General features: G+C 67.4%; 16 protein-coding genes. 9 read left to right on the plus strand and 7 right to left on the minus strand.

What is annotated here, in order from left to right; all coding sequences use genetic code 11:
- The 6 genes from MOX01_RS03225 (at position 1) to MOX01_RS19280 (ending at position 11,629) form a co-directional block, all read left to right on the plus strand.
- Positions 1–693 carry a winged helix-turn-helix transcriptional regulator gene (locus MOX01_RS03225; RefSeq protein ID WP_141368342.1) on the plus strand — a complete coding sequence of 231 codons (693 nt, stop codon included), beginning with the start codon at positions 1–3 and terminating at the stop codon, positions 691–693.
- Entirely contained in the window at positions 690–1,361 is a 672-nt protein-coding gene (locus MOX01_RS03230; RefSeq protein WP_141368344.1) for a dihydrofolate reductase family protein, read from the plus strand. Before MOX01_RS03225 ends, MOX01_RS03230 begins: the two co-directional genes overlap by 4 nt.
- Positions 1,362–1,396: 35 nt before the next feature.
- On the plus strand, positions 1,397–1,954 hold the full coding sequence (locus MOX01_RS03235; RefSeq protein WP_170224102.1) for an RNA polymerase sigma factor: 558 nt from the start codon (positions 1,397–1,399) through the stop codon (positions 1,952–1,954).
- 279 nt (positions 1,955–2,233) lie between these two features.
- Positions 2,234–4,864: a LamG-like jellyroll fold domain-containing protein gene (locus MOX01_RS03240; RefSeq protein ID WP_141368348.1), complete on the plus strand. Its 2,631-nt coding sequence runs from the start codon at positions 2,234–2,236 to the stop codon at positions 4,862–4,864.
- 16 nt (positions 4,865–4,880) lie between these two features.
- Positions 4,881–11,168, plus strand: a complete 6,288-nt coding sequence (locus MOX01_RS03245; protein ID WP_170224104.1) for an RHS repeat-associated core domain-containing protein — start codon at positions 4,881–4,883, stop codon at positions 11,166–11,168.
- The gene (locus MOX01_RS19280; RefSeq protein ID WP_061015048.1) at positions 11,159–11,629 is read left to right on the plus strand and encodes a hypothetical protein; all 471 of its coding nucleotides are present in this window, start codon (positions 11,159–11,161) and stop codon (positions 11,627–11,629) included. The genes MOX01_RS03245 and MOX01_RS19280 overlap by 10 nt, the downstream gene beginning before the upstream one ends.
- A 604-nt stretch (positions 11,630–12,233) precedes the next feature.
- Here the strand turns inward: MOX01_RS19280 and MOX01_RS03255 are convergent.
- The 3 genes from MOX01_RS03255 to MOX01_RS03265 all read right to left on the minus strand — a co-directional run bounded on the left by MOX01_RS03255 (position 12,234) and on the right by MOX01_RS03265 (position 16,894).
- Positions 12,234–15,119 carry a LamG-like jellyroll fold domain-containing protein gene (locus tag MOX01_RS03255; protein WP_141368352.1) on the minus strand — a complete coding sequence of 962 codons (2,886 nt, stop codon included), beginning with the start codon at positions 15,117–15,119 and terminating at the stop codon, positions 12,234–12,236.
- 93 nt (positions 15,120–15,212) lie between these two features.
- A complete protein-coding gene (locus MOX01_RS03260; RefSeq protein ID WP_141368354.1) occupies positions 15,213–16,022 on the minus strand; it encodes a Cof-type HAD-IIB family hydrolase in 810 nt (269 codons plus the stop codon).
- A gap of 11 nt (positions 16,023–16,033) precedes the next feature.
- Positions 16,034–16,894, minus strand: a complete 861-nt coding sequence (locus MOX01_RS03265) for an exodeoxyribonuclease III (RefSeq protein WP_061015384.1) — start codon at positions 16,892–16,894, stop codon at positions 16,034–16,036.
- 228 nt (positions 16,895–17,122) lie between these two features.
- Between MOX01_RS03265 and pyrE the strand changes: the two genes are divergently transcribed.
- Complete coding sequence (gene pyrE / locus MOX01_RS03270) at positions 17,123–17,683, plus strand: orotate phosphoribosyltransferase (RefSeq protein WP_082108509.1); 561 nt, start codon at positions 17,123–17,125, stop codon at positions 17,681–17,683.
- Complete coding sequence (locus tag MOX01_RS03275; RefSeq protein WP_046746377.1) at positions 17,680–18,582, plus strand: ROK family protein; 903 nt, start codon at positions 17,680–17,682, stop codon at positions 18,580–18,582. The genes pyrE and MOX01_RS03275 overlap by 4 nt, the downstream gene beginning before the upstream one ends.
- A 47-nt stretch (positions 18,583–18,629) precedes the next feature.
- On the opposite strand, the gene MOX01_RS03280 is transcribed toward MOX01_RS03275, so the two are convergent.
- The 4 genes from MOX01_RS03280 to MOX01_RS03295 all read right to left on the minus strand — a co-directional run bounded on the left by MOX01_RS03280 (position 18,630) and on the right by MOX01_RS03295 (position 21,331).
- Positions 18,630–18,866: a hypothetical protein gene (locus MOX01_RS03280; RefSeq protein ID WP_058631724.1), complete on the minus strand. Its 237-nt coding sequence runs from the start codon at positions 18,864–18,866 to the stop codon at positions 18,630–18,632.
- 4 nt (positions 18,867–18,870) lie between these two features.
- Positions 18,871–19,164, minus strand: coding sequence for a hypothetical protein (locus tag MOX01_RS03285; RefSeq protein ID WP_141368356.1), 294 nt, complete (start codon positions 19,162–19,164; stop codon positions 18,871–18,873).
- A 119-nt stretch (positions 19,165–19,283) separates the two neighbouring features.
- A complete protein-coding gene (locus tag MOX01_RS03290; protein WP_141368358.1) occupies positions 19,284–20,432 on the minus strand; it encodes an MFS transporter in 1,149 nt (382 codons plus the stop codon).
- Complete coding sequence (locus MOX01_RS03295; protein ID WP_058631721.1) at positions 20,429–21,331, minus strand: MurR/RpiR family transcriptional regulator; 903 nt, start codon at positions 21,329–21,331, stop codon at positions 20,429–20,431. The genes MOX01_RS03290 and MOX01_RS03295 overlap by 4 nt, the downstream gene beginning before the upstream one ends.
- Before the next feature lie 164 nt (positions 21,332–21,495).
- Here MOX01_RS03295 and MOX01_RS03300 point away from each other — a divergent pair, with 164 nt between their 5' ends.
- Positions 21,496–23,043 (plus strand): ABC transporter substrate-binding protein, encoded by a 1,548-nt coding sequence (locus tag MOX01_RS03300; RefSeq protein ID WP_046747452.1) that lies wholly within the window; start codon positions 21,496–21,498, stop codon positions 23,041–23,043.
- Positions 23,044–23,101 lie beyond the last annotated feature (58 nt).

Genomic DNA, 23,101 nt, shown 5'->3' on the forward strand with positions numbered 1-23,101 from the left:
ATGGCGGCGCGCAGCTACGGCCAGTACTGCGGTGTGACGACGGCCGTCGAGCTGATCGGGGAGCGGTGGGCGCTGCTCATCGTCCGCGATCTGCTCGTCGGACCGCGTCGGTATACCGACCTCAAGCAGGGCCTGCCGCGCATCCCCACCAACATCCTGTCCACGCGACTGAAAGAGCTGCAGGAGGGTGGGGTCGTGCGACGTGTGCCGCTGTTGAACTGCGGACTCGTGTACGAGCTCACCTCCTACGGGCGCTCCTTCGAGCCGATCATGCTCGCCCTCGGACGCTGGGGCTTCCAGGCGATGGGAGACCCGGACGAGGGCGACGTCGTCACGGCCGATTCCCTCACGATGGCGATGCGCACGGCGTTCGTCACCGAGAGCGCGCTGGACGCGGAGTACGAACTGCACGTCGGCGATGTCGCCCTCCGTGTATCGGTGCGCGACGGCGAGCTCCGCGTCGCGCAGCTCGCTCCTCCGGCGCCTCCCGTCGGCGGGCGCATCCCCGAAGGAGAACCGGATGCGGTGATCGTCGCCGGTCCCGGCATCCGCCGCCTCATCGGCGGCGAGGTCACCCCGGCGGAAGCGCTGGCACAGGACCTCGTCGCGGTCGTCCGTGGCGATGCATCGCTGTTGGACTCGTTCGCCGACACCTTCCACATCGCACGACTGACAGTGGGGAGCACGACATGAACAACCAATATGCCGATGAACAACAGGCGCCCGATGAACAACAGACACCCGGTCGCATCCTGATCGACCTCTTCACCTCTCTCGACGGAGTCGCCCAGGGTCCCGGCGGCACCGATGAGGACACGTCGGGCGGATTCCGGTTCAGCGGGTGGCAGGCCGGATACCCCTCCTCCGGCGTCGGACCCGAGATCGAGAAGGGCATGCGCGGTCTCGATGCGCTGCTGCTCGGGCGGCACACGTACGACATCTTCGCCTCGTACTGGCCGCATCACACCGAGGGCGAATCCGGCGACATCGGCACGCTCTTCAACCGCGTGCCGAAGTACGTCGCGACCCGGGATGCGGATCTCGCGCTCGACTGGGAGGGCAGCACGCGCGTCGGTGTCGACCTCGCCGCGGAGATCGCGGCGATGCGGACGGCCCATCGTGAGGTGCATGTGATCGGCAGCATCGATCTCGTGCACACGCTGCTCACTGAGGGTCTCTTCGACGAGCTGAACCTCTGGGTCTACCCACTGCTGCTCGGAGCGGGCAAGAAGGTGTTCGACGACAACGCGTTGCCGAGGGTGCTGCGTCTACTCGAGCCGCCGATCACCGACGACGCCGGGGTGACACTGCTGCGCTACGCACGGACCGATCGGGTGCCGGAGGTCGGCACGTTCGATTGACATGAAGCGCGCCCCTGGTGCAATACGATCCGAACGTGGGGGTTGGAAAGCAGTCGCGGCAGGCGGAGCGCGTCGCAGCCTTCCAACGGGTCTTCGAACAGAATTGGGCTCGTGTTCGACACCACATCGAGTGCGTGATCGACGACCCGGATGAGGTATCGGATCTCGTCTCCGACGTGTTCACGCTCGCGTGGTCGAAGCTGGATGAGCGCAAGCCACTCGGCTTGATCTGGCTGCTGCGCGCCGCGGACAACAAGCTCAAAGATCGTGAGCGCAGGAGACGATCCGAGGTCAGGGCGATGGATGCCCTGCGTCACGGGGTCGGGGGCCGACACCAGTCCGACGTCCTCGATGCCATCGCGGTGCGTCATGCGATCGAGACCGCCTTGACCCCACGGGAGAAGAGGATAGTCGTCCTCTTCTACTGGGACCGATTGGCCGCGGGGGAGATCGCCGAGCTGCTGCGTTGCTCGCAGTCGGTGGTCTTCACGACATTGAGCAGGGCGCGGGTGAAGCTGGAACGGGAGCTCGGACTCGACCGCCTCCCCGACGCCTCCATTGCCCGAGCGGCGAATACCTTACAAAGGGATTGATCGAGGAGATGGATATTGCGCACGCTCCCAGCTGAACCATAGCTTTCGTCTGTGAATCTCCTTCCTTCGGGTTCGCGCAGGCTCGCGCGTTCCGGCCTCGGGTCTGTCTGCGTCCTCGCCATCGTCCTGAGCGGAGGAGCGTTGTCGGCATCGGCCGCGCCGACGGCAGGTGCAGCAAGAGAGCTGTCGGTGCAGTCGTTCCGCGATATCCGGGAGCGTGCGGTCTCGTCTGCGGCATCTGCGGCTCGCGCTACCGGGGAACCGGTACCGGTCGTGGGGATGATCACCCCCACAGAGCAGACGCTGGCGATGCCGGATGGGACGATGCGGTACGAGGCATCGAGCGTGCCGGTGCGGGTCGAGCGGGGCGGTGACTGGGTACCCGTCGACACGACACTCGCATCGACCGGCGAGTGGTTCGAGCCGATCGCCTCCGCGGCTCCCGTGCGCTTCTCGTCAGGCGGCACCGACCGGCTCGCTCAGGTGCAGGCTGAATCGGGCGAGTGGATCACCGAGATCTGGCCCTACGGGATCCTGCCGACCCCGGCGGTCGAAGGGGACACCGCGACCTATTCTGAGGTGCTCCCCGGTGTCGACCTGAAGATGGTCGCGACGAAGACCGGGCAGGCGTCGATCTACGTCGTCAAGACCGAGGAGGCAGCGCAGTCCGCGAAGCTCGACGGGCTTCACGTCGTCGTCGAGAACGCAGAGCTGAGCGCGGACTCGACGGGCACCGTCACCGCGGAGACAGGGGATGAGTCGAGCATCGTCGCCGGTCAGCCGCTGTGGTGGGACTCCTCCGAGGGGGGCACCTATCGCGAGCCGGGCGGCGAAGCGCCGCCGTTGCCCGTGACGCACGACGTGGGGGCGGACCGAGTGCTGCTCGACGTGGGCGATTCGGTGACGAAGCACGAGAAGCGCGACGGGGATGTCGTGTATCCGATCTTCGTCGACCCTGACTGGTCGTCGGGGATCACAGCCTCCTGGTACACGGACGCGGCCTATCCGAACCAGTCGTACCTGTCGGCGGGGGCTTCCGATGTGCTGCGCGTCGGCATCTACCAGCAGTATCGCTCGGACATGTTCTTCCAGTTCCCCATCGGCGCTCTGGCGGGGAAGGTCGTGACGAGCGCCCGACTGAACACCACTCAGCTCGCGGTCGCGTCCAGCGGGGCGGGTGCGATCCAGGTCCACACCTATGGGATCAAGCCGACCGGGTTCACCTGGGCGCAGGAACAGGCGTGGAACGCGGCAGGAACGGGTGGGTGGAGCGCCCCGCTGCAGGCTCCGTGGTACGGCCCCGGCCTGGGCTCGGCGCCGATGGCGGTGGGCTGGAACGTGACATCGGGCGTGCAGGCCAAAGTGGGGGCGTCTGCCATTCAGTTCGCCTTCACTTACACGAATGCGAACCTGCCGTCGCGTCGTCACTACAGCCGCGCGGCAACGCTCATCGTCTCTTACAACACCCTGCCGAACACGCCCACGGCCCCGTCGTTCACCTCCCCTTCGCGTGCGTGTGGCACCGCTGCGGCTCCGGCCGCGGTCGGTCAGACGGACGTCGCAGTCGCGGTGAATCAGACGGATCCCGACGGAGGAAGCGTCGGTACCAACTTCTACCTGGCCAAGGCCGGCAATCTCGGTGTCCTCGTGCAGACACTGGGGTCCGGCCTCGCCGCCGGAGGGACGAAGACAGTGACGTTCACCGGCCTGGTCGATGGCGAGACGTACGCGTGGCGCGGGAGAGGTCAGGACACGACGCATCATGGCACCGGCTACAGCGAGTGGTGCTACTTCACGGTGGATACGACGAAGCCGGCTGTGCCGGTGGTGGAGGCCCCGACGGGTGCTTCCTATGCCGTCGGGACTGGAGTCCCGTTGTCGGTGACCGGGGCAGCGGATGTCGCGGGATACGTCTACTGGGTGACCCCCACGCAGCTGGTCGCCCCTGCGCCTCCGGTGCCGGCTGACGGCACGGTCTCCGTGGCTGCGGCCCTTCCGAACTGCGGGACCACAGTGACCAACAGCGTCCGGTGGGCCTGCAAGACCGGCAGCGGTGCGACGACCGTCACCGTCGCGCCTGTCGACTCGCTGTCGACGGTGTGGGTCTCCGCCTACGACAAGGCGGGCAATCAGTCTGCTCCCACAGGGCATCCGCTCTATCCCGGCGGGAACACCGGGACCCCGGCCACCGCCGCGAACCTCGACGCGGGACACGCCTGGCAGCTCACGACGATGTCATCGCCGCTTCCGGAGGCGATTCCAGACTCCAACCCATGGATCGGTGCGAACGCCATCGACCTCATGATCCCCGCGACTGCGTCGACGACCACGACGGACCTCCCCGACTTCCCGGTCGCCTCGCCCGTGCTCTCCACGAACGTGGCGACCGCCGGATACGAGATCACCGCCCTGGCGGCTCCCGTCGACGCGTCCAAGAGCTTCTCCTTCAGCCTCTGGGTCAAGCCGGCACACGTGGCGCCGACGTCCCAGATCATCGCCATCCAGCGGGGCCAGGGCATCGGGACGATGCAGTTGCAGATCACCAGCACCGGCAAGTACGCCTTCTGCCTCGGCGAGCAGTACGTGAACATGAGCAACACCGCCCGCGACAACAACTGCGTCACCGGGGGAACGGTCCTGCCCAGCACTTGGCAGATGGTCACCGGGATCTGGGATGCCGCGAACCAGCAGCTCCGCCTCCACATCGGCAACTCCATCACGCCGGTCGCCGTCAACGGCCACGTCAACGGCAGCGGTGATCGCTCGGCGAACGGAAGCTTGATGTTCGCCCCGGGCCCCGACAGCCTCCGGTTCATCGGGCTCATCACGAACCCCGTCATGGTCCCCGGTGTCGTCGACCATGCGCAGCTGGCCCGAATGGCCGCCTTCGAACTCCCCTTCACCGACTGAGTACCGGAGACTGACCATGGCGCGTCGGAGCACCCGCACGATTCTTGCTGTTCTCACCACCTCGGTGCTCGCGTGTGGAGTGCTGGTCGCGGCTCCGGGAGCAGCCTTCGCCGAGTCGCCGACACCGACCGTCGAGACCCCGGTCTTCGGCGATCCGGTACCGGGTTCGACGGTCAGCGAGGCGGATGCGGGCGCCGACCCGCTCTCGTCGGTGAACTCGGCCACCCCCGAGGTCATGGAGATGCCGTCGCTGGAGAGCACCGACATCGTTCTCGAGCAGTCGGATCTGGAGGGCGTCACGACCGACGCGGCGGAAGGCGCGGAGGGGGCTGCGCCGGCGACGGTGGCCGGGGAGTGGAAGCCGCTCGGCGATACGGGGCTTGCCATCGCACCCGCGTCCGGCGTCGGGGCGGCGGAGAAGGAGAACGCAGCCGAGAACGATACCGAGAACGCGGAGGGGGAGGAAGACGACGCGGCGCCGCAGAGCCCGTCCGTGGTCGTGGAGATCCTCGACGAGAAGGCGGCGGCCAAGAAGGGGCTCGACGGCATCGTCGTCTCTCTGGCGCAGCAGGACGCGGAGGAAGAAGGGGAGCCGGTCGCGGTGCGGATGCCTCAGCAGCTGCTCGCCGGTGCCTATGGCGGCGACTTCGCGAGTCGCCTGGAGTGGGTGCAGGTGCCCGCGTCGACGAAGCCGGAGGACGTGTCGGAGAAGGCCGTCCCCGTGGCGACCGCGGCGACGGACGAGGGGCTGGTGCTCACACCGAAGGTCTCGAAAGAGCCGATGATGCTCGCGGCGGTGTCGGGCGCGAGCAGCGCGAACGGCACGGGCTCGTATGCGGCCACACCGTTGAAGTCGTCGTCGACGTGGGACGTCGCAGAGCAGACCGGCGCGTTCACGTGGAACTACGACATGGCCGTCCCCGCTCCCGGTGCGGGGCCGACGCCATCGGTGGGCCTGTCATACAACTCGCAGTCGGTGGATGGGCTCACAGCATCGACGAACAACCAGCCGTCGGTGGTGGGTGAGGGATGGGACCTCACCGCCGCCGGGTTCATCGAGCGCAGCTATATCCCGTGCGCGAAGGATGACGGTGCCAGTGGTGCGGTCACGACATCCGGCGACCTGTGCTGGAGAACCGACAACGCCACGGTATCGATGGCCGGGCGGTCGGGCGCGCTCATCAAAGACACGGCCAGCGGTGTCTGGAAGCTGCAGAACGATGACGGCACCCGCTTCGAGCGCCTTGTCGGTGCCGCGCAGGGCTGTGCGGCGAACGGAACGGTGAACAACGAGTGCTGGCGGATGACAACGACCGACGGCACCCAGTACTACTTCGGTCTCAATCAGCTCCCCGGGTGGTCCGCGGGCAAGGCGACGACGAACTCGACCTGGACGGTGCCGGTGTTCGGCAACGATGCGGGGGAGCCGTGTCATGCCTCGACGTTCGCGGCGTCTTCCTGCTCGCAGGCGTGGCGGTGGAACCTGGACTACGTCGTCGACGTGCACGGCAATGCGCAGACGATGTACTACACGGCGGAGACGAACAAGTATGCCAAGGGCGGTTCGGGAGCGACCGCGTACCAGCGTGGCGGTGCCCTCACGCGCATCGAGTACGGGCTGCGGGCCACGGACCTCTTCGCATCGAAGGCCGCGGGGTACCGCGTTCTCTTCAGCTACGACGGGAAGGGCCGATGCAACGATGCCACCGGGTCATCGTGCACGGCTGCGGCCCTCGACAGCGCGGTGATGCCGGCGAATCCGGCCAAGTATCCCGACGTGCCGTTCGACCAGCTGTGCACCGGAACCTCGTGCAGTGCTTCGCAGATCGCACCCTCGTTCTTCACGAACGCGAGCCTCGTGAAGGTGGAGTCGCAGGCGAAGGTCTCGGGCGAGTACTCGACCGTCGACTCCTGGGCGCTCGGGCACTCGTACCCTGATCCCGGCGACGGGACATCGGCCGCGCTCTGGCTCACGCAGGTGCAGCGGACGGGCACAGCGGCAGGGCAAGCGGCGATCGTGGAGCCGGCGACGGTGTTCTCCGGCGTCACGATGCAGAACCGGGTGTGGGTCGTCGATGGTCTGGCCCCGCTCGACAAGTGGCGGTTGAGCTCGATCAAGACGAGTCTCGGCGGCGTGATCAGCGTGAATTATCAGGGCCAGCAGTGCACGCCGGCTCAGGCGGCAGGAATCCTCGGCGACCTGCCGAACAACACGAACTGGTGCTTCCCGGAGTGGTGGGTGCCGCAGTCGACCATCCCGCTCGGCGGACGGCAGGACCTGTTCCACAAGTACCCGGTCTCCTCGATCCTCGTCAACGGTGTGACGGGGGGCCCGCTGAGCCAAGTGCAGCAGACGCAGTACTTCTACGGCACGCCGAAGTGGCGGTACAACGATTCGCCCCTGACAGTGGCGAACTCGCGCACGTGGAACGTGTTCGCGGGGGTGAACACCGTGGAGGTGCGTGAGGGCGACCCGGCCGTACCCGTGGCCCAGAAGGTGTCGAAGTACACGTACTACCAGGGCATGAACGGAGACAGGGCGGCTGCCGGCGGAGGCACGAAGACGGTGAACGTCACCGGCACCAGCATCCCGGACGACCGCTGGTTCGGCGGACAGCCGTATCAGCAGCAGACGTTCAACGGTGTCGGCGGAGCTCTGGTGTCGACGCAGGTCAGCACGCCGTGGGCCTCGAACGTCACCTCCAACGACGGCGCGCGGCAGGCGCGGATGGGTGGCGTGCAGAAGACAGTCGTCACCGAGCCGCTGTCGACCGGTGGTAACCGCACGCTCGAGACCCGTACGACGTTCGACGGAACCTACGGCTATCCGTTGACGGTGTCGACGGTCCCGTCGGATGCCACGGGCAAGTGCGTCACGACGACATACGCCGCCGCGAACACCTCCGCCTGGATCATCGGTCTCCCGAGCGAGGTGCGCACGGTCAACGCCGCGTGCGACGGCGTGGCCGGCGCGCAGTTCCCGCGCGACCTGGTCAGCGACGTGAAGACCAGCTACGACGGCCTGGCCTGGGGCGCGGCGGCAACGAAGGGGCTGCCGACGTCCGTGCAGGTGGTGGACAAGTACGACAACGGTCAGCCGCATTGGGTCACGAAGGAGTCGTCGACTTATGACTCCCTCGGACGCCTGCTCACGAAGACGGATCCGCTGGGGCGTACGACGTCGACGGCCTACACTCCGGCGACGGCCCTACCTCTGCTGTCCACGACCGAGACGAACGCGGCGCCGTTCTCCTGGCAGACGGTGACGACGCTCGAGCCGACGACCGGCGCGAAGACGAAGATCGTCGACCCCAACGGGTCGACCACGACGATCGCGATCGACGGTCTCGGGCGTTCGACGAAGGTCTGGCTGCCGCTGCAGCCGCAGGCCGCGAACCCTGCGGCGCCGTCGATGTCGTTCTCCTACACGCTGTCGCAGACCGCCCCGAATGCGATCAAGACAGACACCCTGACCGGTGGTGGCATCGTCTCGAGCTACCAGCTCTTCGACGGTCTCGGGCGAGAGACGCAGACCCAGAGCCTCGCCGTCGGAGGCGGCACGGTCGTGAAGACCACGAACTACGACAACCAGGGGCGACAGTACTTCGTCGACAACGACTACTGGACGGCATCCATCGCTCCGGGAACGGCGTTCTTCACTCCGGTGACGGAGAACAACATCCCCTCGCAGGTCATCACCGTGTACGATGCCGTCGGACGCGCGCTGACGTCGACCCTCAACACCACGGGGTCCGTGCACTCGCAGACGATCAACGCCTACCCTGGTGCAGATCGGGTCGACACGGTTCCGCCGGTCGGGGGCACCTCGACGAGCACGTTCACGAACTCCCTCGGGCAGAAGACCAAGCTCATCCAGTACCTCGCGGCCGGCATCACCGGCACCGGACAAACGACGACGTTCGCCTACGACGGTGGCGATCGGATGACGAAGATGACCGATCCGGCCGGCAACGACTGGACCTGGACGTTCGACCTGCTCGGCAACCGGGTCGGTCAGGACGACGCCGATTCGGGAGTCACGACGGCCACCTACGACCTCGCCGGGAACATGACCTCGACGACAGACGCCCGCGGGAAGACCGTGACGACGACCTACGATGAGCTCAACCGCAAGACGGCCTCGTATGCCGGCACATCTTCGGGCGCGATGCTCTCGTCGTGGACCTACGACACGGTCAAGAAGGGGCTCGTCACGACGTCGACCGCCTACACGGGGTCGACTCCGGGCGCCCCGGGCCTTGCCTACAAGACCACAGTCGGCTCGTACGACGCGGCGGGCAATCCACTCGACACCACGCTCTCGATCCCGGCAGGTGCACCCGCGTTTGCGGGCACGAGCTACAAGACGACGCTCTACTACAACGCGGACTCGTCGTTGCTGGCGAAGCAGATGCCCGCGATGGGTGGCCTGCCGGCCGAGACGATCCGCTACAGCTACGACTCCTGGGGCAAGCTGAGCGGCGTGCGCGGCACCTCGATCATCCTCGCGAACACCGTGTACTCGCCGATCGGGCAGCTGTCGCAGTTCAACCGGGTCAACGGCTCCACGAGCACCGCGTACTCGACCTACGGCTATGACGCCGCGACGGGGGCGGTGCTGTCGATCAAGGACAACGCAGTGTTCGGCGATCTGGGGCACTATGTGGCCGACCGGGCGTATACCCGCGACGCGGTCGGCAATGTCACGTCGGCGACGATGAGCTCTGTGCTGCCGACGGCGGGGACGCAGAAGGCCTGTTACGCGTATGACTCGCTGCGCCAGCTGAAGTCGGCGTGGACTCCGAACGCATCGACGGAGTGCGGGGCCACACCGTCGGCGAGCGGGATGGGTGGCCTAGAGCCGTACTGGCATGAGTACACGTATGACAACGCCACCGGAAACCGCACGGGACTCGTGAAGCGTTCGACGATGGGATCGACCACCACCGCGACTTACACCTACGCGGCAGCGGGCGGCGACCGTCCGCACGCGGTCAACGCTGTGGCAGGCCCGGCCGGAGTGGGGCCGGGATCGTACTCCTACGATGCGGCAGGCAACATGACCGGACGCCCTGGCCAGACGATCACGTTCGACGACGCGGGCAAGGTCTCGAAGGTCGTGGCCGGGTCCACGACGCAGGACACGGTCTACAACGTCGACGGCAGCATCCTGCTGCGCACCAACACGACGGAAGGTTCAACGCTATTCGTCGGTGACACCGTGCTGAAGCAGGCGACGGGATCGACGGTCGTCGCGGGCGTACGGACGTACAGTGGTGTCGAGGGCAAGCCGATCGCGGAGAAGTCCGCGAAGACCGGAACCGCCGGCACAACGCTGGCGTGGTTGTTCTCGAATCTGGAGGGGACGGTGGACGTGCAAACAGTGGCGAACGCGACAGGCACGACCACGCGCATGCTCCGTGATCCCTACGGTGCCCCGATCGGATCGTCCGGAGTGTGGGGCAGCGGCACCGGGTACATGAACAAGCCCGTGACCGCGTCGACGGGCCTGACCACGGTCGGTGCGCGCACCTACGACCCCGTGCTCGGGAAGTTCCTGTCCGTGGACCCTGTGATCGATACGAACCTGCCGCAGCAGAACACCGGATACACGTACTCGGGCAACAACCCCACCACGTACATGGACCCGAGCGGAATGAAGTTCGCCTTCGCGATGGCCTCTGACGGCGGGAGCAAGGCGCCAAAGAAGGCGAAGGGGTCGCCGTTAACAAACTCGTCCCGGCTCGCTGCTTTCACATATCAGCAGTACACGACGTGGACATCTTCAGCGACAAACAAAAACGTGGTGAAAGTTGCGCGCGAGAAGAACGCCGCCTTCCGCGGAATTCTCAACGATGCGCTTGCTCTCCGTAAAGGTCTCGGATCAGGAGCGATCGGCCTCATGATCGATGTGCCGTGGAATCCAGAGGCTGCGTCCGCGGCGTTCACTGTATACGACAAGTTCAAGACCGGCGGCGATTGGGACGCCAAGGTTGGAATTCTCGACAAGTTTGGACTATCCGGCGCTGACTATCCGGATCGATCCGACGGAAAGACGGTGCGTGTCGACGTCTACGGAAACGTCATCTACGGCGCGATGCTCGCAAGCTATGGTATTCCCGAGGGCGTCGCTATCCAAGCGGCCAACGCTCCCGGCGACGATGTCGGCTATAAGAACGATAAGAGTGACGACGCTGCCGTGAGCATTGGCTACGAAATGTATAAGCAATATCCGGATGGATTGACCAGTACTCAGTACTACAACTTCATTCTGAAGCACTGTGGAGAGATCGCGTGCAAGTGAATAAAACCGTGCTGTGGGGAGTGCTGGGGGCGGGGGTGGCCATCTTCCTCGTGGTGACATGCGCGGTCTTGGTCATTCCTGCCCTCACGAAGACACCGGGGCCCGGCGATCAGTTCGAGTTCCCGATCAGTTGGCAGCGATCGAAGGACCCAGACGTCCCGGATGCGGCCAACACAACCATCGAGCTCTACGAGGACGGAACTGCTCGACTATCGGGAATCTCATTGGGGCACATCGAAACGTCTGCTGACGCCCGGCTTTGTGTCGCTGACGCCAGCGAGGGAGATGCTGGCGATGCGCGTTGGGACGTGGACGACGACGGTGTACTTCACGTCCGTAGCGTCGACGGAGAAGCGGTCTTCCTGCCCGGGGCAGGACGGTTCTCGGGCGCCGACTGGTCCGAGCTTCGCGAACCTTTCTGTGATGGGACTTTCGTTGACTTCAGTCCATCGCGGGATTGAAGCGGAGGAGCGCTGCCGCACGGCGTGTGCGGGGTAGCAGTTCTCCGATGGCACCACCTATGAGCTTCGCTTCCGGGACTGCACGTGTCTGCTGAGTCAGTGATTGGGCCGATACTGATCGTGATCGGGCTTGCCCTGATGCTCTTTCGCGGTCCTGTTTCACAGATCTTCCATCACGGCATGGAGAGGATGTACGGAGAGCCGCTGGCGGATGATCTAACGTCGCCCGAGAGGACACCGCGGAGGATGCTCATCGTGGGGATACTCTTCATCGGCTTCGGCATTTTTACTCTCGTCGGCGCACTTCTGCGGTAGCGGTGGCTGCGATCGATATCGTTCAGGCAGCGCTGTGCCAGGCCCCTGCTCGGCATGCGAGCGAACGCGCGGCCGCTCCGGGTGCTTGGTGCCGTTTGTGGCGTCTTCCTAATCTGACTGTTCGTGTGAGCCTGACTTCAGGCCATTCGGTCGTCGTGGCGTCAACGGGAAAGCAAGGCACCCCGTGGGCCGCGCGTGCTGATTCCTAGGTGAGAAGACGCGTGCTGAATCATAGGTGAGAGAACTGAGAGCGCGAGAGCGTTTCCCTCCGAGAAGCGCTCTCGCGCTCTCAGTCGGTGAACGGGAGCTCGAAGGCGTTGAGCCGGGCGAGCTGGACGTGATTGATGACGCCGGGGACCATGACGGGGTTGGCGATGAGACCTTCGAATCGTCCTGTCATGGGGGCGGGGCCGAAGACGAGGGGTCCGCTGGCTGAGCGGTCGCCGGCTCCGTTGATGTGTGAGTTGACGGCGACCGGCGTGATCGAGTTGCCGACGAGGAGTCGGAGCTGCTTGTTCGTCGCATCCCAGATGCCGGTGAGCATCTGCCACGATCCGGGCGTCGCGGCTCCGCCGGTGGCGCAGTTGCTCGTCGGTGTCGTGCTGGCGGAGTTGACGGGGTAGTCGCCGAGGCAGAACGCGTAGGTGCCTGCACTGGTGACCTGAAGCTGGACGGAGCCGCTCGAGCCTCCTCCCTGCATCGCGATCTTCTGGGAACCTGTGGCAGGCAGATACCGGGTCTTCACCCACACGCTGAACGTGAAGCTGTTCATCGCGTTCACGGCGGGATACATCGTGCTCACCTCCATGGCGCTTCCCCCGGCGGTCGACAGCACCGGGGTCTCGATGGGCGGGTCGGGCAGATCCGTCGAGGTGGTGGAGCTGGTCTCGGGTATCAGCAGGTCGATGCCATCAGCGCCGATCCACGGGTTGGAGTCCGGGATCGTGTTCGGCAGCGGGGTGGACATCTGTGTGACCTGCCACGCGTGTCCCGCGTCGAGGTTCGCCGCAGCAGCGGGGGTTCCGGTGTTGCCGCCAGGGTAGAGCGGTCGGCCGACCGCGGCGGACTGGTTACCTGCCTTGTCGTAGGCGGACACCCAGACGGTGGACAGCGCGTCCGTCGGGGCGACGGTCAAAGTGGTCGCTCCGGACGGGGCTTTGCATGCCCAGCGCACGTTCCGGGTGATCGCGGTGGCGCAGTCGGGGAGCGCGGCCGCGATGGAGACCGTCCCGTCGGCGGGTACGGGCGGGGCGGGCGCGACGAGCTGGGTGGGAGTCACCCAATAGACGTATCCGGCGACGTCGGCCGCCCCGGTCACGGCCAGGTTGAGGCCCGTCCCGACGGTGTAGGAGGCGTTGGTCGGCGCGGTGACGGTGGGAGTGGCCGGCTTCGTCTTGTCGACGGTGAAGTAGCACCAGGCTGTCGGGGCGACGCCGTTGCTGCGGTGATCGCTGCCCCAGGCGCGCCACGCGTATGTCTCACCATCGGTCAGTGTGGTGAACGTGACCGACTTGTACCCCTGCGCACCGAGCCCTCCGGGCTTGTCCTGAACGGCAGCGTTCAGGTTGGAAGCCTTCATGAGGTGGAAGTTGGTGTCGACATTGCCGGGGTCGGGGTCAGTCTGGTGCACGCGAACGGTGACGTCGCTCTGCCCGATCGGGGTGGGGGCCGCGGCGGTTCCGCACTGTCGGCTCGGCGACGTGAAGACCGGGTCGGTCGGGGCGTTGGGGCGTGTGTTGTAAGACACGGTCAAGGTCGCGGCGCGGCTGAAGTGGCGTCGCGAGACGACCGTCTCGTTCTGGGGCGCGAGCCCGAGCTGGAACCAGGTCTGTCCGACGTAGGCCTGAACGCCTGCCGTGACGTTCCAGCCGACGGCCTCTGGTCCGCTGCTGCACGATCCCGGGTTCTGAGTGTCCAGAACCGGTCCCCACAGCGAGTGGTTCTGCTGGTTCCACGTGAACCCTCCGGCCTGTGGGCCGAAAGCACGCACCTGGACGGGGCTGTTCGGGCAGGAGGCCCATCTGATCTGCGTCGCGCCGAGCTGGGCCCCGAGGATGTCCTTGCCGGCGAGCGGGCTGATGATGAACTGGTAGAAGATGTTGCCTCGGAAGTTCTGGTACCGGCCCATGCGGAGCACATCCGACGTGCTCGCGTTGAGGTACGACTGGTCGGGATAGGCGGCGTCCGTGTACCAGGATGCCTGAGCGCCGGCCGACCAGTCGGGGTCGATGAAGATCGGGTAGGTCACGTCCTGGCCCGAGTCCTTCTCATGCGTAGCGACGGAAGCTCCGACGTCGAGCATCACGCGATCCTCACCGACGTCGTGCGTGACCGGCAGCACCGGCTCGGTCGCTCCGGGCTCGCGGAAGTCGCCTCCCGAGGAGGAATCCCACCAGAGGGGTTGCCCCGCGACGATCTGCGAACCGTCGGCCGCCTCTGCTTCGACGGAGCCGTTCTTCTTGGTGGTCAACGCGGCGTCCTGGATCACGACATGAAGATCGTCGAGCGCCGCCGACCGCGCGGCTTTCTCCGTCTTGACTACGTAGACCGATGCCTGCCCGGTCTTGGTGGCCACCATCTTCAGGTCAACGTCGGGCAGCACGTTCGCGTAGGTGGCCGTGTCTCCGTCGACAGTCGGGGCGGGGAGGGTGCCGTAGGGCCAGGTCTCGGTGACCCACTCTCCGGAGGCGGTCTGCACCTGTGCGAGTTCGTTGTTCCCGCCGGCGGAGAAGCGGACGGGTGCGGCCGACGCGATCGGTTCCCACCACCCATCCGTGCGAGCGAGTGTCGTGTCCACCGGGACCCACGTGGAATCCTGCTCCACTCTGACGGGCACTGTCGACGTCTCGTAGCGCATCGTCCCATCGGGCATCGCCACGTGCTGCTGGGTGGGGGTGATCATCCCGTCCACGGGGACGGGCTCGCCGGTCGCCTGCGCGGTGGAGATCGCCGCCGTGACCGCAGCCTGTTGGGCAGCTCGGAACGACGTGGCGGACAGGGCCTTCCCCACTCCCGGCCCCGCTGCCGGGGGTGCCGCACTCGCGGAGAGCGACCCGCCGCCGAAGACGATCGCGGCAGCGCACACGCCGCCGAGGAGAGCCAGGCCTCTGCTGCGGCGGTCTCTGGCGGGAACGGATGCGGGATAGCGGGTGCGCGCGGCGCGGGGGAGCTTCACAACCGCAAACTATGGGCGTCGTCTGCCGCCCCGCAATATCGATTCACTCGATGAATCCGATTGTCAGGTATTCGCTCGACGTGCAATAGCGGCTCAGCTGAGCAGGCGCTCGATCACCCGCGCCACACCGTCCTCGTCGTTCGAGGCGGTCGTGTCGTCGGCAGCATCCTGCACCAGGGGTTCGGCGCCTGCCATCGCGACGCCGTGCCCTGCCCAGCGGAGCATCTCGACATCGTTGAGCGCATCGCCGAAGGCCACCACGTCAGCGCGGTCGATGTCGAGATGCTCGCAGAGTCGCGCGAGGCCGGTGGCCTTGGTGACGCCCTCCGCCATGACCTCGACGAACGGGGCGCCCGACAGCGTCGCCTCGAAGCCGGTGAGTCCGAGCGAGCGCAGGGTGTCGAACAGGGCGGCCGGGGCGAGCTCGGGGTGGCGGATCACGAACTTCAGGCTCGGCGCGGACAGCACCTGCTCCAGCGGGACGCCGCCCATCGTGGCGGGGTCGCGCTTGTGGTCGGAGAGGGCGGCGATCGCCGCGTAGCCGTCCTGGGCCACGAACGTCTCTCCGGCATCGCGCACACTCGCGAACAGCAGGCCGGGGATGCTCGCGCGCAGAGCTTCGGCGAGCGCGCGGATCGTCTGGGGCGGCAGCTCCTCGGCGAACAGCATCCGCCCGTCGTCGAGGCGCACGGCATAGGCGCCGTTGCTGCACAGCGCCCACCCGTCGAAACCCGCGTCCGCAGCGATGGCACGCAGGCCGATCGGCTGGCGCGCGGTGACCGGGACCACGTGGATCCCGCGGGCTCGGGCGGCGTCGAGCGCGGCGCGGGTGCGCGGAGTGACGGCCGACGACGAATCGAGCAGGGTGCCGTCGAGATCGGTGGCGATCAGCCGCACGCGCACGTGATCGGCCCTCAGGAGAAGATCATCGGCATGTCGTCGTCGTCATCGGCGCCGCCCGTCCCGAGACGACGGCTGTCGAGGTCGACGACCACCGGGACATGGTCGCTGGGCTGCTCGCCCTTGCGCTCGTCGCGGTGGATGGACGCGCCCTGCACGGCCTCGGCCAGCGTGCGCGAACCGAGCACGAAGTCGATGCGCACACCTTCGTTGCGCGGGAACTTCAGGCGCTGGTAGTCCCAGTAGGTGAAGCCCTCCGGGATCAGCGGGCGCACCACGTCGGTGACCCCGGCGTCCTGGAACGCGAAGAACGCGTCGCGCTCCTGCGGGGACACGTGGGTCGAACGGCCGACCACGATGTCGGGGTCGCCGTTGTCGACGTCGAACGGGATGATGTTGAAGTCGCCCACCAGGGCGAGAGGCAGATCGGGGTTCGCCGACAGCTCGGCCGCCGTCGACTTCTTCAACTGCTCGAGCCAGTGCAGCTTGTAGAGGTAGTGCGGGTCTTCCAGCGAGCGGCCGTTCGGCACGTACAGGCTCCACACCCGCACGCCGTCGACCATCACGCCGAGCGCACGTGCTTCGAGCGGCGCATCCGGCCCCTCATGCCCCTTCGCGAAGCCCGGCATGCCGTCGAACGAGGTGCGCACGTCGGTGACCGGGAGGCGGCTCGCGATCGCCACGCCGTTCCACTGGTTCAGCCCGTGCACCTCGACGTGGTACCCGGCCTCTTCGAACGGTCCGTAGGGGAACTGTTCCGGCTTGCACTTGATCTCCTGCATCGCCAGCACGTCGATGTCCTCTCGGACGGCGAACTCGACGGTGCGGGTGACACGGGTGCGGATGGAGTTGACGTTCCAGGTGGCCAAGCGCATGCGTCAAGCCTAGTTGCGTCATCCGACACCCGAGCCCGCGCTGGGTCCGTCGCCCGCGACCTGTGTGGCGGCCACCTTGCATGGCCACCACCTGCATGGCCACCACCTGCATGGCCACCACCTGCATGGCCACCGAACGGATGCATGAGCCGCATGGCCGGACGTTCATGCATACGGTCAAACCTCATGCATCCGCGCAGTGCGCCCCAGGCTCCTACACTGGATGCCGTGACCGCACTCGACGCAGACCGCCAGACGCTCCTCGACCTCATCAAGGACGAGGCGGTGTTCCACGGCGACTTCACCCTTTCCAGCGGCAAGAAGGCGACGTACTACGTCGACATGCGAAAGCTCACGCTGGACCACCGCGCCGCTCCCGCGATCGGTCGCATCATGCTCGACCTGATCGGCGACCTCGACGTCGTGGCCGTCGGCGGCCTCACGCTCGGTGCCGATCCGATCGCGAACTCGGTGCTGCACGCTTCGGTCGCAACCGACACCCCGCTCGACGCGTTCGTCGTGCGCAAGGAGCCCAAGGACCATGGGCGCGGCCGCCAGATCGAAGGCGCCGACGTCAAGGGCAAGCGTGTCGTCGTGCTCGAAGACACCTCGACCACGGGGCAGTCGGCGCTCAAGGCCGTCGAGGCCCTCCGCAAGGAAGGCGCCGAGATCGTTGCCGTTGCCGTGATCGTCGACCGCAAGACCGGGGCGCAGGCCGCGATCGAAGCCGAGGGTCTCGAGTGGCGCGCCGCCTTCGACCTCGACGATCTCGGACTCGACCCGCAGTGACGCGCTACGCCCTGGCCGTCGACGTCGGCGGAACGAAGATGGAAGCCGCGCTCGTCGGCGAAGACGGCCGGCTCGTCGAGGGAAGCCGGAGTCGACAGGCGACGGGTCGCGAAGCCACTCTCGATTCACTCGATGCGTCGGTGGTCGCGATCGTCGAGCACGCGCTGGCGGCTCTACCCGCGGACGCCGAACTCGTCGGGGCCGGCGTCGGCAGCGCCGGACCGATCGACCGCACGGTCGGGGCGATCATGCCCGTGAACATGCCCCTGGCACGCGGGTTCCGTCTCGAGGACTCGGTGCGCGCGGCGGCGTCCACGGTGCTGGGGCGCGACGTGCGCACTCTGCTCGGTCACGACGGCGGTGCGCTCGCCCTCGCCGAATCCTGGCTCGGGGCCACGCAGGGCGCCGGTGCCTCGCTGTCGATCGTCGTCTCGACCGGTGTCGGCGGCGGGTTCGTCGCGAACGGCGCCTATATCCCCGGGGCCACCGGCAACGCCGGCCACCTGGGTCAGGTGCGTCGCGAGGGTGGTCTGACCCTGGAGGAGATCGCCTCCGGGCCGGCGAGCGCCGCCTGGGCGCAGACGCAGGGCTGGAGCGGTGCCACCGGGGAGGATCTGGCCCGTGACGCAGCCGCCGGAGACACTGTCGCTCGTGCGGCGATCGAGCGCTCCGCCCGCGAAGTAGGCGGTGCGTTGGCGGATGCCGCGACCCTCGTCGACCTCGACGTCGTCGCGATCGGCGGCGGATTCTCGCGGGTGTCCGAGGACTACATCGACCTCGTGCAGACAGCGCTCACTGCCAGCGCGGCGCACGAATACTCGCGGCGCGCCCGAGTCGTGCGCTCTGGGCTGGGCGACGAGGGGCCGCTCATCGGCGCCGCCGCGCTCGTGCTGCGGTAGCCGCCGCCCTCGTGCTGCTGTAGCTCCCTCCGACTGCGCTGCTCAGCTCAGCGGTGGGCGCTGAGCAGGTGCCGGGGTGGCCCTTCGAGGCGGGCCACGGAGATCTTGAGATCGGTGACGTCGGCGGCGACGGCGTCGATGCGGGTGCTGAGCTTCTCCTCGACGGCGTCGATACGGTCGTCGATGCGGCGGACCATCCAGGTGCCCGCGGCGAACAGGCTCGTACCGAGGGTGAGCACGACGCCGATCGCGCTGAGGACGATGGTGACGGTCTCCGTGCTCACTGTCTCATCCTCGTCCCGCGGTGAGCAGGTGCCGGGGTGGCCCTTCGAGGCGGGCCACGGAGATCTTGAGATCGGTGACGTCGGCGGCGACGGCGTCGATGCGGGTGCTGAGCTTCTCCTCGACCCCGTCGATGCGGGTGCCGAGTCTCTCTTCGACGGCGTCGATGCGGGTGCTGAGCTTCTCGTCGACGGCGTCGATGCGGCGGACCATCCAGGCGGCGCCGACGAACATGCTCGTGCCGAGCGTCACCACGACGCCGACGGCGCTCATGATGGTCGCGAGGGTCTCCGTGGACACGCGTGCTCTCCTTGCTCGGCCGGGTACATCGACGACGTTACGCCGCTCATCCCGGTGTGCGCGCCGGTATTCCAGCATCTGTGAAGATGTCGCGGAGGTTGCGCGATGTGGAGAAGAGGTCAGTGCGCCGCAGGCGTCTTCCGCGGCGCACGGCCGGCGATGAGAATCAGCACCGGCACCAGCGCGCACAGCACCGCCGACACGAAGAACGTCGCGCTCGACGCGGGGTCGCGTCCGATCAGGAGGATCGCCGTCGGCACGAACGTGCCGCCGACGGCGCCGCATGCGACGAGAGCACCGGTCACGGCGGCGCTGCGAGCGGGATCGAGGCGGTCGAGCGCGAGGCCGAGGATGAGCCCGTAGCTGGGGGCCAGCAGCACGACCACCACAGCCAGCGCGATGAGCGCGCCCCCGGGGGCGGACTCCACCAGCATCCCGGTGACGGCCATCAGCACCGCAGCGGTGCTCGTCGCGGCGACCAGGATCACCACCGGCGACACCGCGAGTCGGCGCAGGGCCGCGGCACCGAAGCGCCCGATCGCCATGAGCGCCCAGAACGCCGAGGTCCCCAGGGCCGCCACACCGGGGTCGAGCGCGAGCGTCCGTGCCGGGATCACGGCCGACCACCCCGAGAGCACGGTCTCCACGCCGACGTAGAGCGGCAGCGCCACCGCGAACGGGAGCAGCGCGAGCAGGCCACGCGCATCGCGATGGGTCGGCTTCTCGGAGCGCGTGAAGGCGGTCGCCGGCCCTGCGAGCATCACGACGGTCAGGAGGGGTACGAGTGCCAGCACTCCGAGCACCGGCCGGATGTCGGATCCGGCGGCGACAAGCAGTGGCGTGACGGCCGCGCTCACGGCGACCGTGCCGAGGAGGGCGCTGAGCAGACCCGTCGCGCTGCCGACCGTCGCGGACTTCGCCGCCACGGATCCCGAGGCCTCCACCAGCCCGAAGCCGAACCCGGCGACGGCGGCTGCGGTGATGAACATCGCCGGCGTGCCGGCCAGAGCCACCACGACGATGGCAGCGGCCTGGAGCGCGCTGCCGAACATCAGAGCGCTGCGCGGCGGCCGGTGCATCAGCAACGGCCCGGACACCAGCACTCCGACGAGGAGCCCGGCGAACAGTGCGGGCACCGCGACGCTGAGGTCGGCCGCCATCGCCCGTTCGGCGGAAGGCAGGATCGCCGGCAGGAAGGCGGCCGTGACGCCGAGTCCCGCGAAGGCGGTGAACAGCCCGGCCCGTGCGCGTCGGGCGTCGTCGATCACGCCCCGGTCGTCCGCACGCGGTGCACGGCGGCGAAGGTGTCGCGCAGCGCCTCCATCGAGCGATCGTAGTTCGACTGGGCGACACCGATGAAGATGCAGTCGACCACCATCAGCTGGGCGATCCTGCTGCCGAGAGCTCCGGAGCGGAAGCCGGTCTCGCGCGCGGCGGTCGTGAGCACGATGTCGGCCTGATCGGCCAGCGGAGCGCCGGCGTGGTTGGTGATCGCGATGGTGGTCGCTCCCGCCTGACGGGCCAGCAACAGGAACTCGATGGTGTCGGTCGTGGCACCGGTGTGGGAGACCGCGATCGCGACGTTGCCCGGCCCGAGCGTCGCCGCCGAGGTCCAGGCGGCATGCGGGTCAGACCACTCCAGAGCGGTGCGCCCGATGCGGGTGAGCTTGCGCTGCAGGTCGAGCCCCACGATGGAGCTGGCGCCGACACCGAAGATGTCGACCCGGGTCGACGAGGTGATGGCGTCGACGGATGCGCGCAGCGATTCGGTGTCGAGCACCTTGGCGGTGTCGGCGAGGGAGAGGGTCTCGGCGAGAGAGACCTTCGCGACGATGTCGGTCAGGGTGTCGTTGCGATCGATGTCTCCGGAGACGGCGGGCAGCGCGGCCGTGTCGAAGGTCTCGCGCTCGACGTCGCGCAGCACGTGATTGCGGAGTTCCCGCACGTGCTCGTAGCCGAGGCGCTTGCAGAACCGGACGACCGAGGTGGTGGACGTGTCGCAGCGCTGGGCGAGCTCGGCGACCGAGAGGCCCGCGGTTCCCGCGGGGTCGGAGAGGAAGAGATCGGCGATGCGCTGCTCGCTCGGACGCAACTCGGGGCGGATCGCCCGCATGCGGACGAGCACGGGGTGTGCGCCGGCTTCGTCGCGGGCGGCTTCATGAGGCATGGGGTCTCCGATCACTGTTCATAACAGTAGAGGAACTTCTGTTACATCAGTAGTGGCGTTCGTGTACTTTTGGTACCAACCAAGACCGACGACGTTCACGGGGCGGCAGGCAACAGCGCCTGACCCGACGCCACGGCGGCCGTCACACTCAGGAGGATCCAGCAATGAGCACAGCACGCTGGGCGTCACTCGGCGCTCTCACGGCGACGGGCCTCGCCTTCGCCCTCGTCATCACCGGGTGCTCCGCACCCGCATCCGACCCGAAGCCCTCAGAAGGCGCTGCCGGAGGCGACCTCGTCATCGGCGTCACCAGCGACCCCGACACCCTGTTCCCCTGGAAAGCCACCCAGTTCCAGGCCGTCAACGTGCTGCAGAACCTCTACGGCACGCTGACCGAGTTCGACGAGGACCTGAACGTGGTTCCCGGCCTCGCCGAGTCGTGGGACGTCTCCGAAGACGGCCTCACCCTGACCTTCCACCTGCGCGAGGGCGTCACGTTCGCCGACGGCAGCACGTTCGGTTCGGAAGACGTGAAGTACTCGCTCGATGCGATCGCGGCCGAGGCCACGGCTGCCGTCGCGCGCAGCTCTCTCGCCTCCGTCACCGCGGTCGAGGCCACGGACGAGAACACCGTCACCCTCACGCTCAGCGCTCCGGACGCCGCCCTGCCCGCCAACCTCGCCGTGATCAACATGGCGATGCTGTCCTCGGACGACACCGAGGAGGGTCTGAACACCACGCCCAACGGCACCGGGCCCTTCATCCTGGATGACCGCAAGGCCAGCCAGTCGCTCACGCTCGCCAAGAACGACGACTACTGGGGTGACGCCGCACTGCTCGACACCGTCGAGTTCCGCGTGATCCCCGACGAGTCGTCGATCGTCTCGGCGATGCAGTCCGGCAATGTGCAGCTGGCCGTGTTCGACGACCCGCTCGTCGCACAGACCGCCGAGGGCGCCAACGTCGAGGTCGCCACGACCCCGCAGCTGAGCTACCACGCCCTGCAGCTGAACGCGCAGCGCGGCGACCTCGCCGACGTGAACGTGCGCCTCGCCATCCAGTGCGCGATCGACCGCCAGGAGGTGCTCGACACCGCAGCCCTCGGCGAGGGCGAGGTCACCGGCCCCATCACCTCTCCCGCATACAAGTCCGACCCCGATGCACGCCCCTGCCCGGAGCGCGACCTCGACAAGGCCGCCGAGTACCTGAAGAAGGCGGGCAAGGAGGACGGCGTCACCATCAAGACGATCGTCTCCCAGGGCGAGTACGCCACCTCGGTGAACGAGGCGCAGAACCTGAAGGCGCAGTTGGCCGACGCCGACATCACCCTCGACCTCGAGGTGCTCGAGTCCGGTGCGTTCGTCGACCGCTGGATCGCGGCCGACTTCGATGCCGCGGTCGCCCTCAACGGCGGTCGTCCCGACCCCGACGGCATGTACGGCCGCTACTTCACCAGCACCGGAAACCTGAACAAGGTCGCCGGCTACTCCTCGCCCGAGCTCGACGCGCTGTTCGCGGAGGGACGCCAGACGGCCGACCCCGACAAGCGCAAGGACATCTACGCGCAGGTCTCCGAGAACCTCGAGGACAACGCGGCGTGGATCTGGCTGTTCACGAGCTACACCTACACGGCGACCGCGTCGACCGTCGACGGCTTCGTCCCGATGGTGAACGGCTCGCTGCAGTACCTGCGGACCACCTCCATCAAGTAGCGGATCGAGGGGGCGCGGCCGCCCCGCGCCCCCTCCTTCCCCGACGACAGGCACCCAC

The organism is Microbacterium oxydans (assembly GCF_006540085.1).
In the GTDB taxonomy this organism is placed as follows: Bacteria; Actinomycetota; Actinomycetes; order Actinomycetales; family Microbacteriaceae; genus Microbacterium; species Microbacterium oxydans.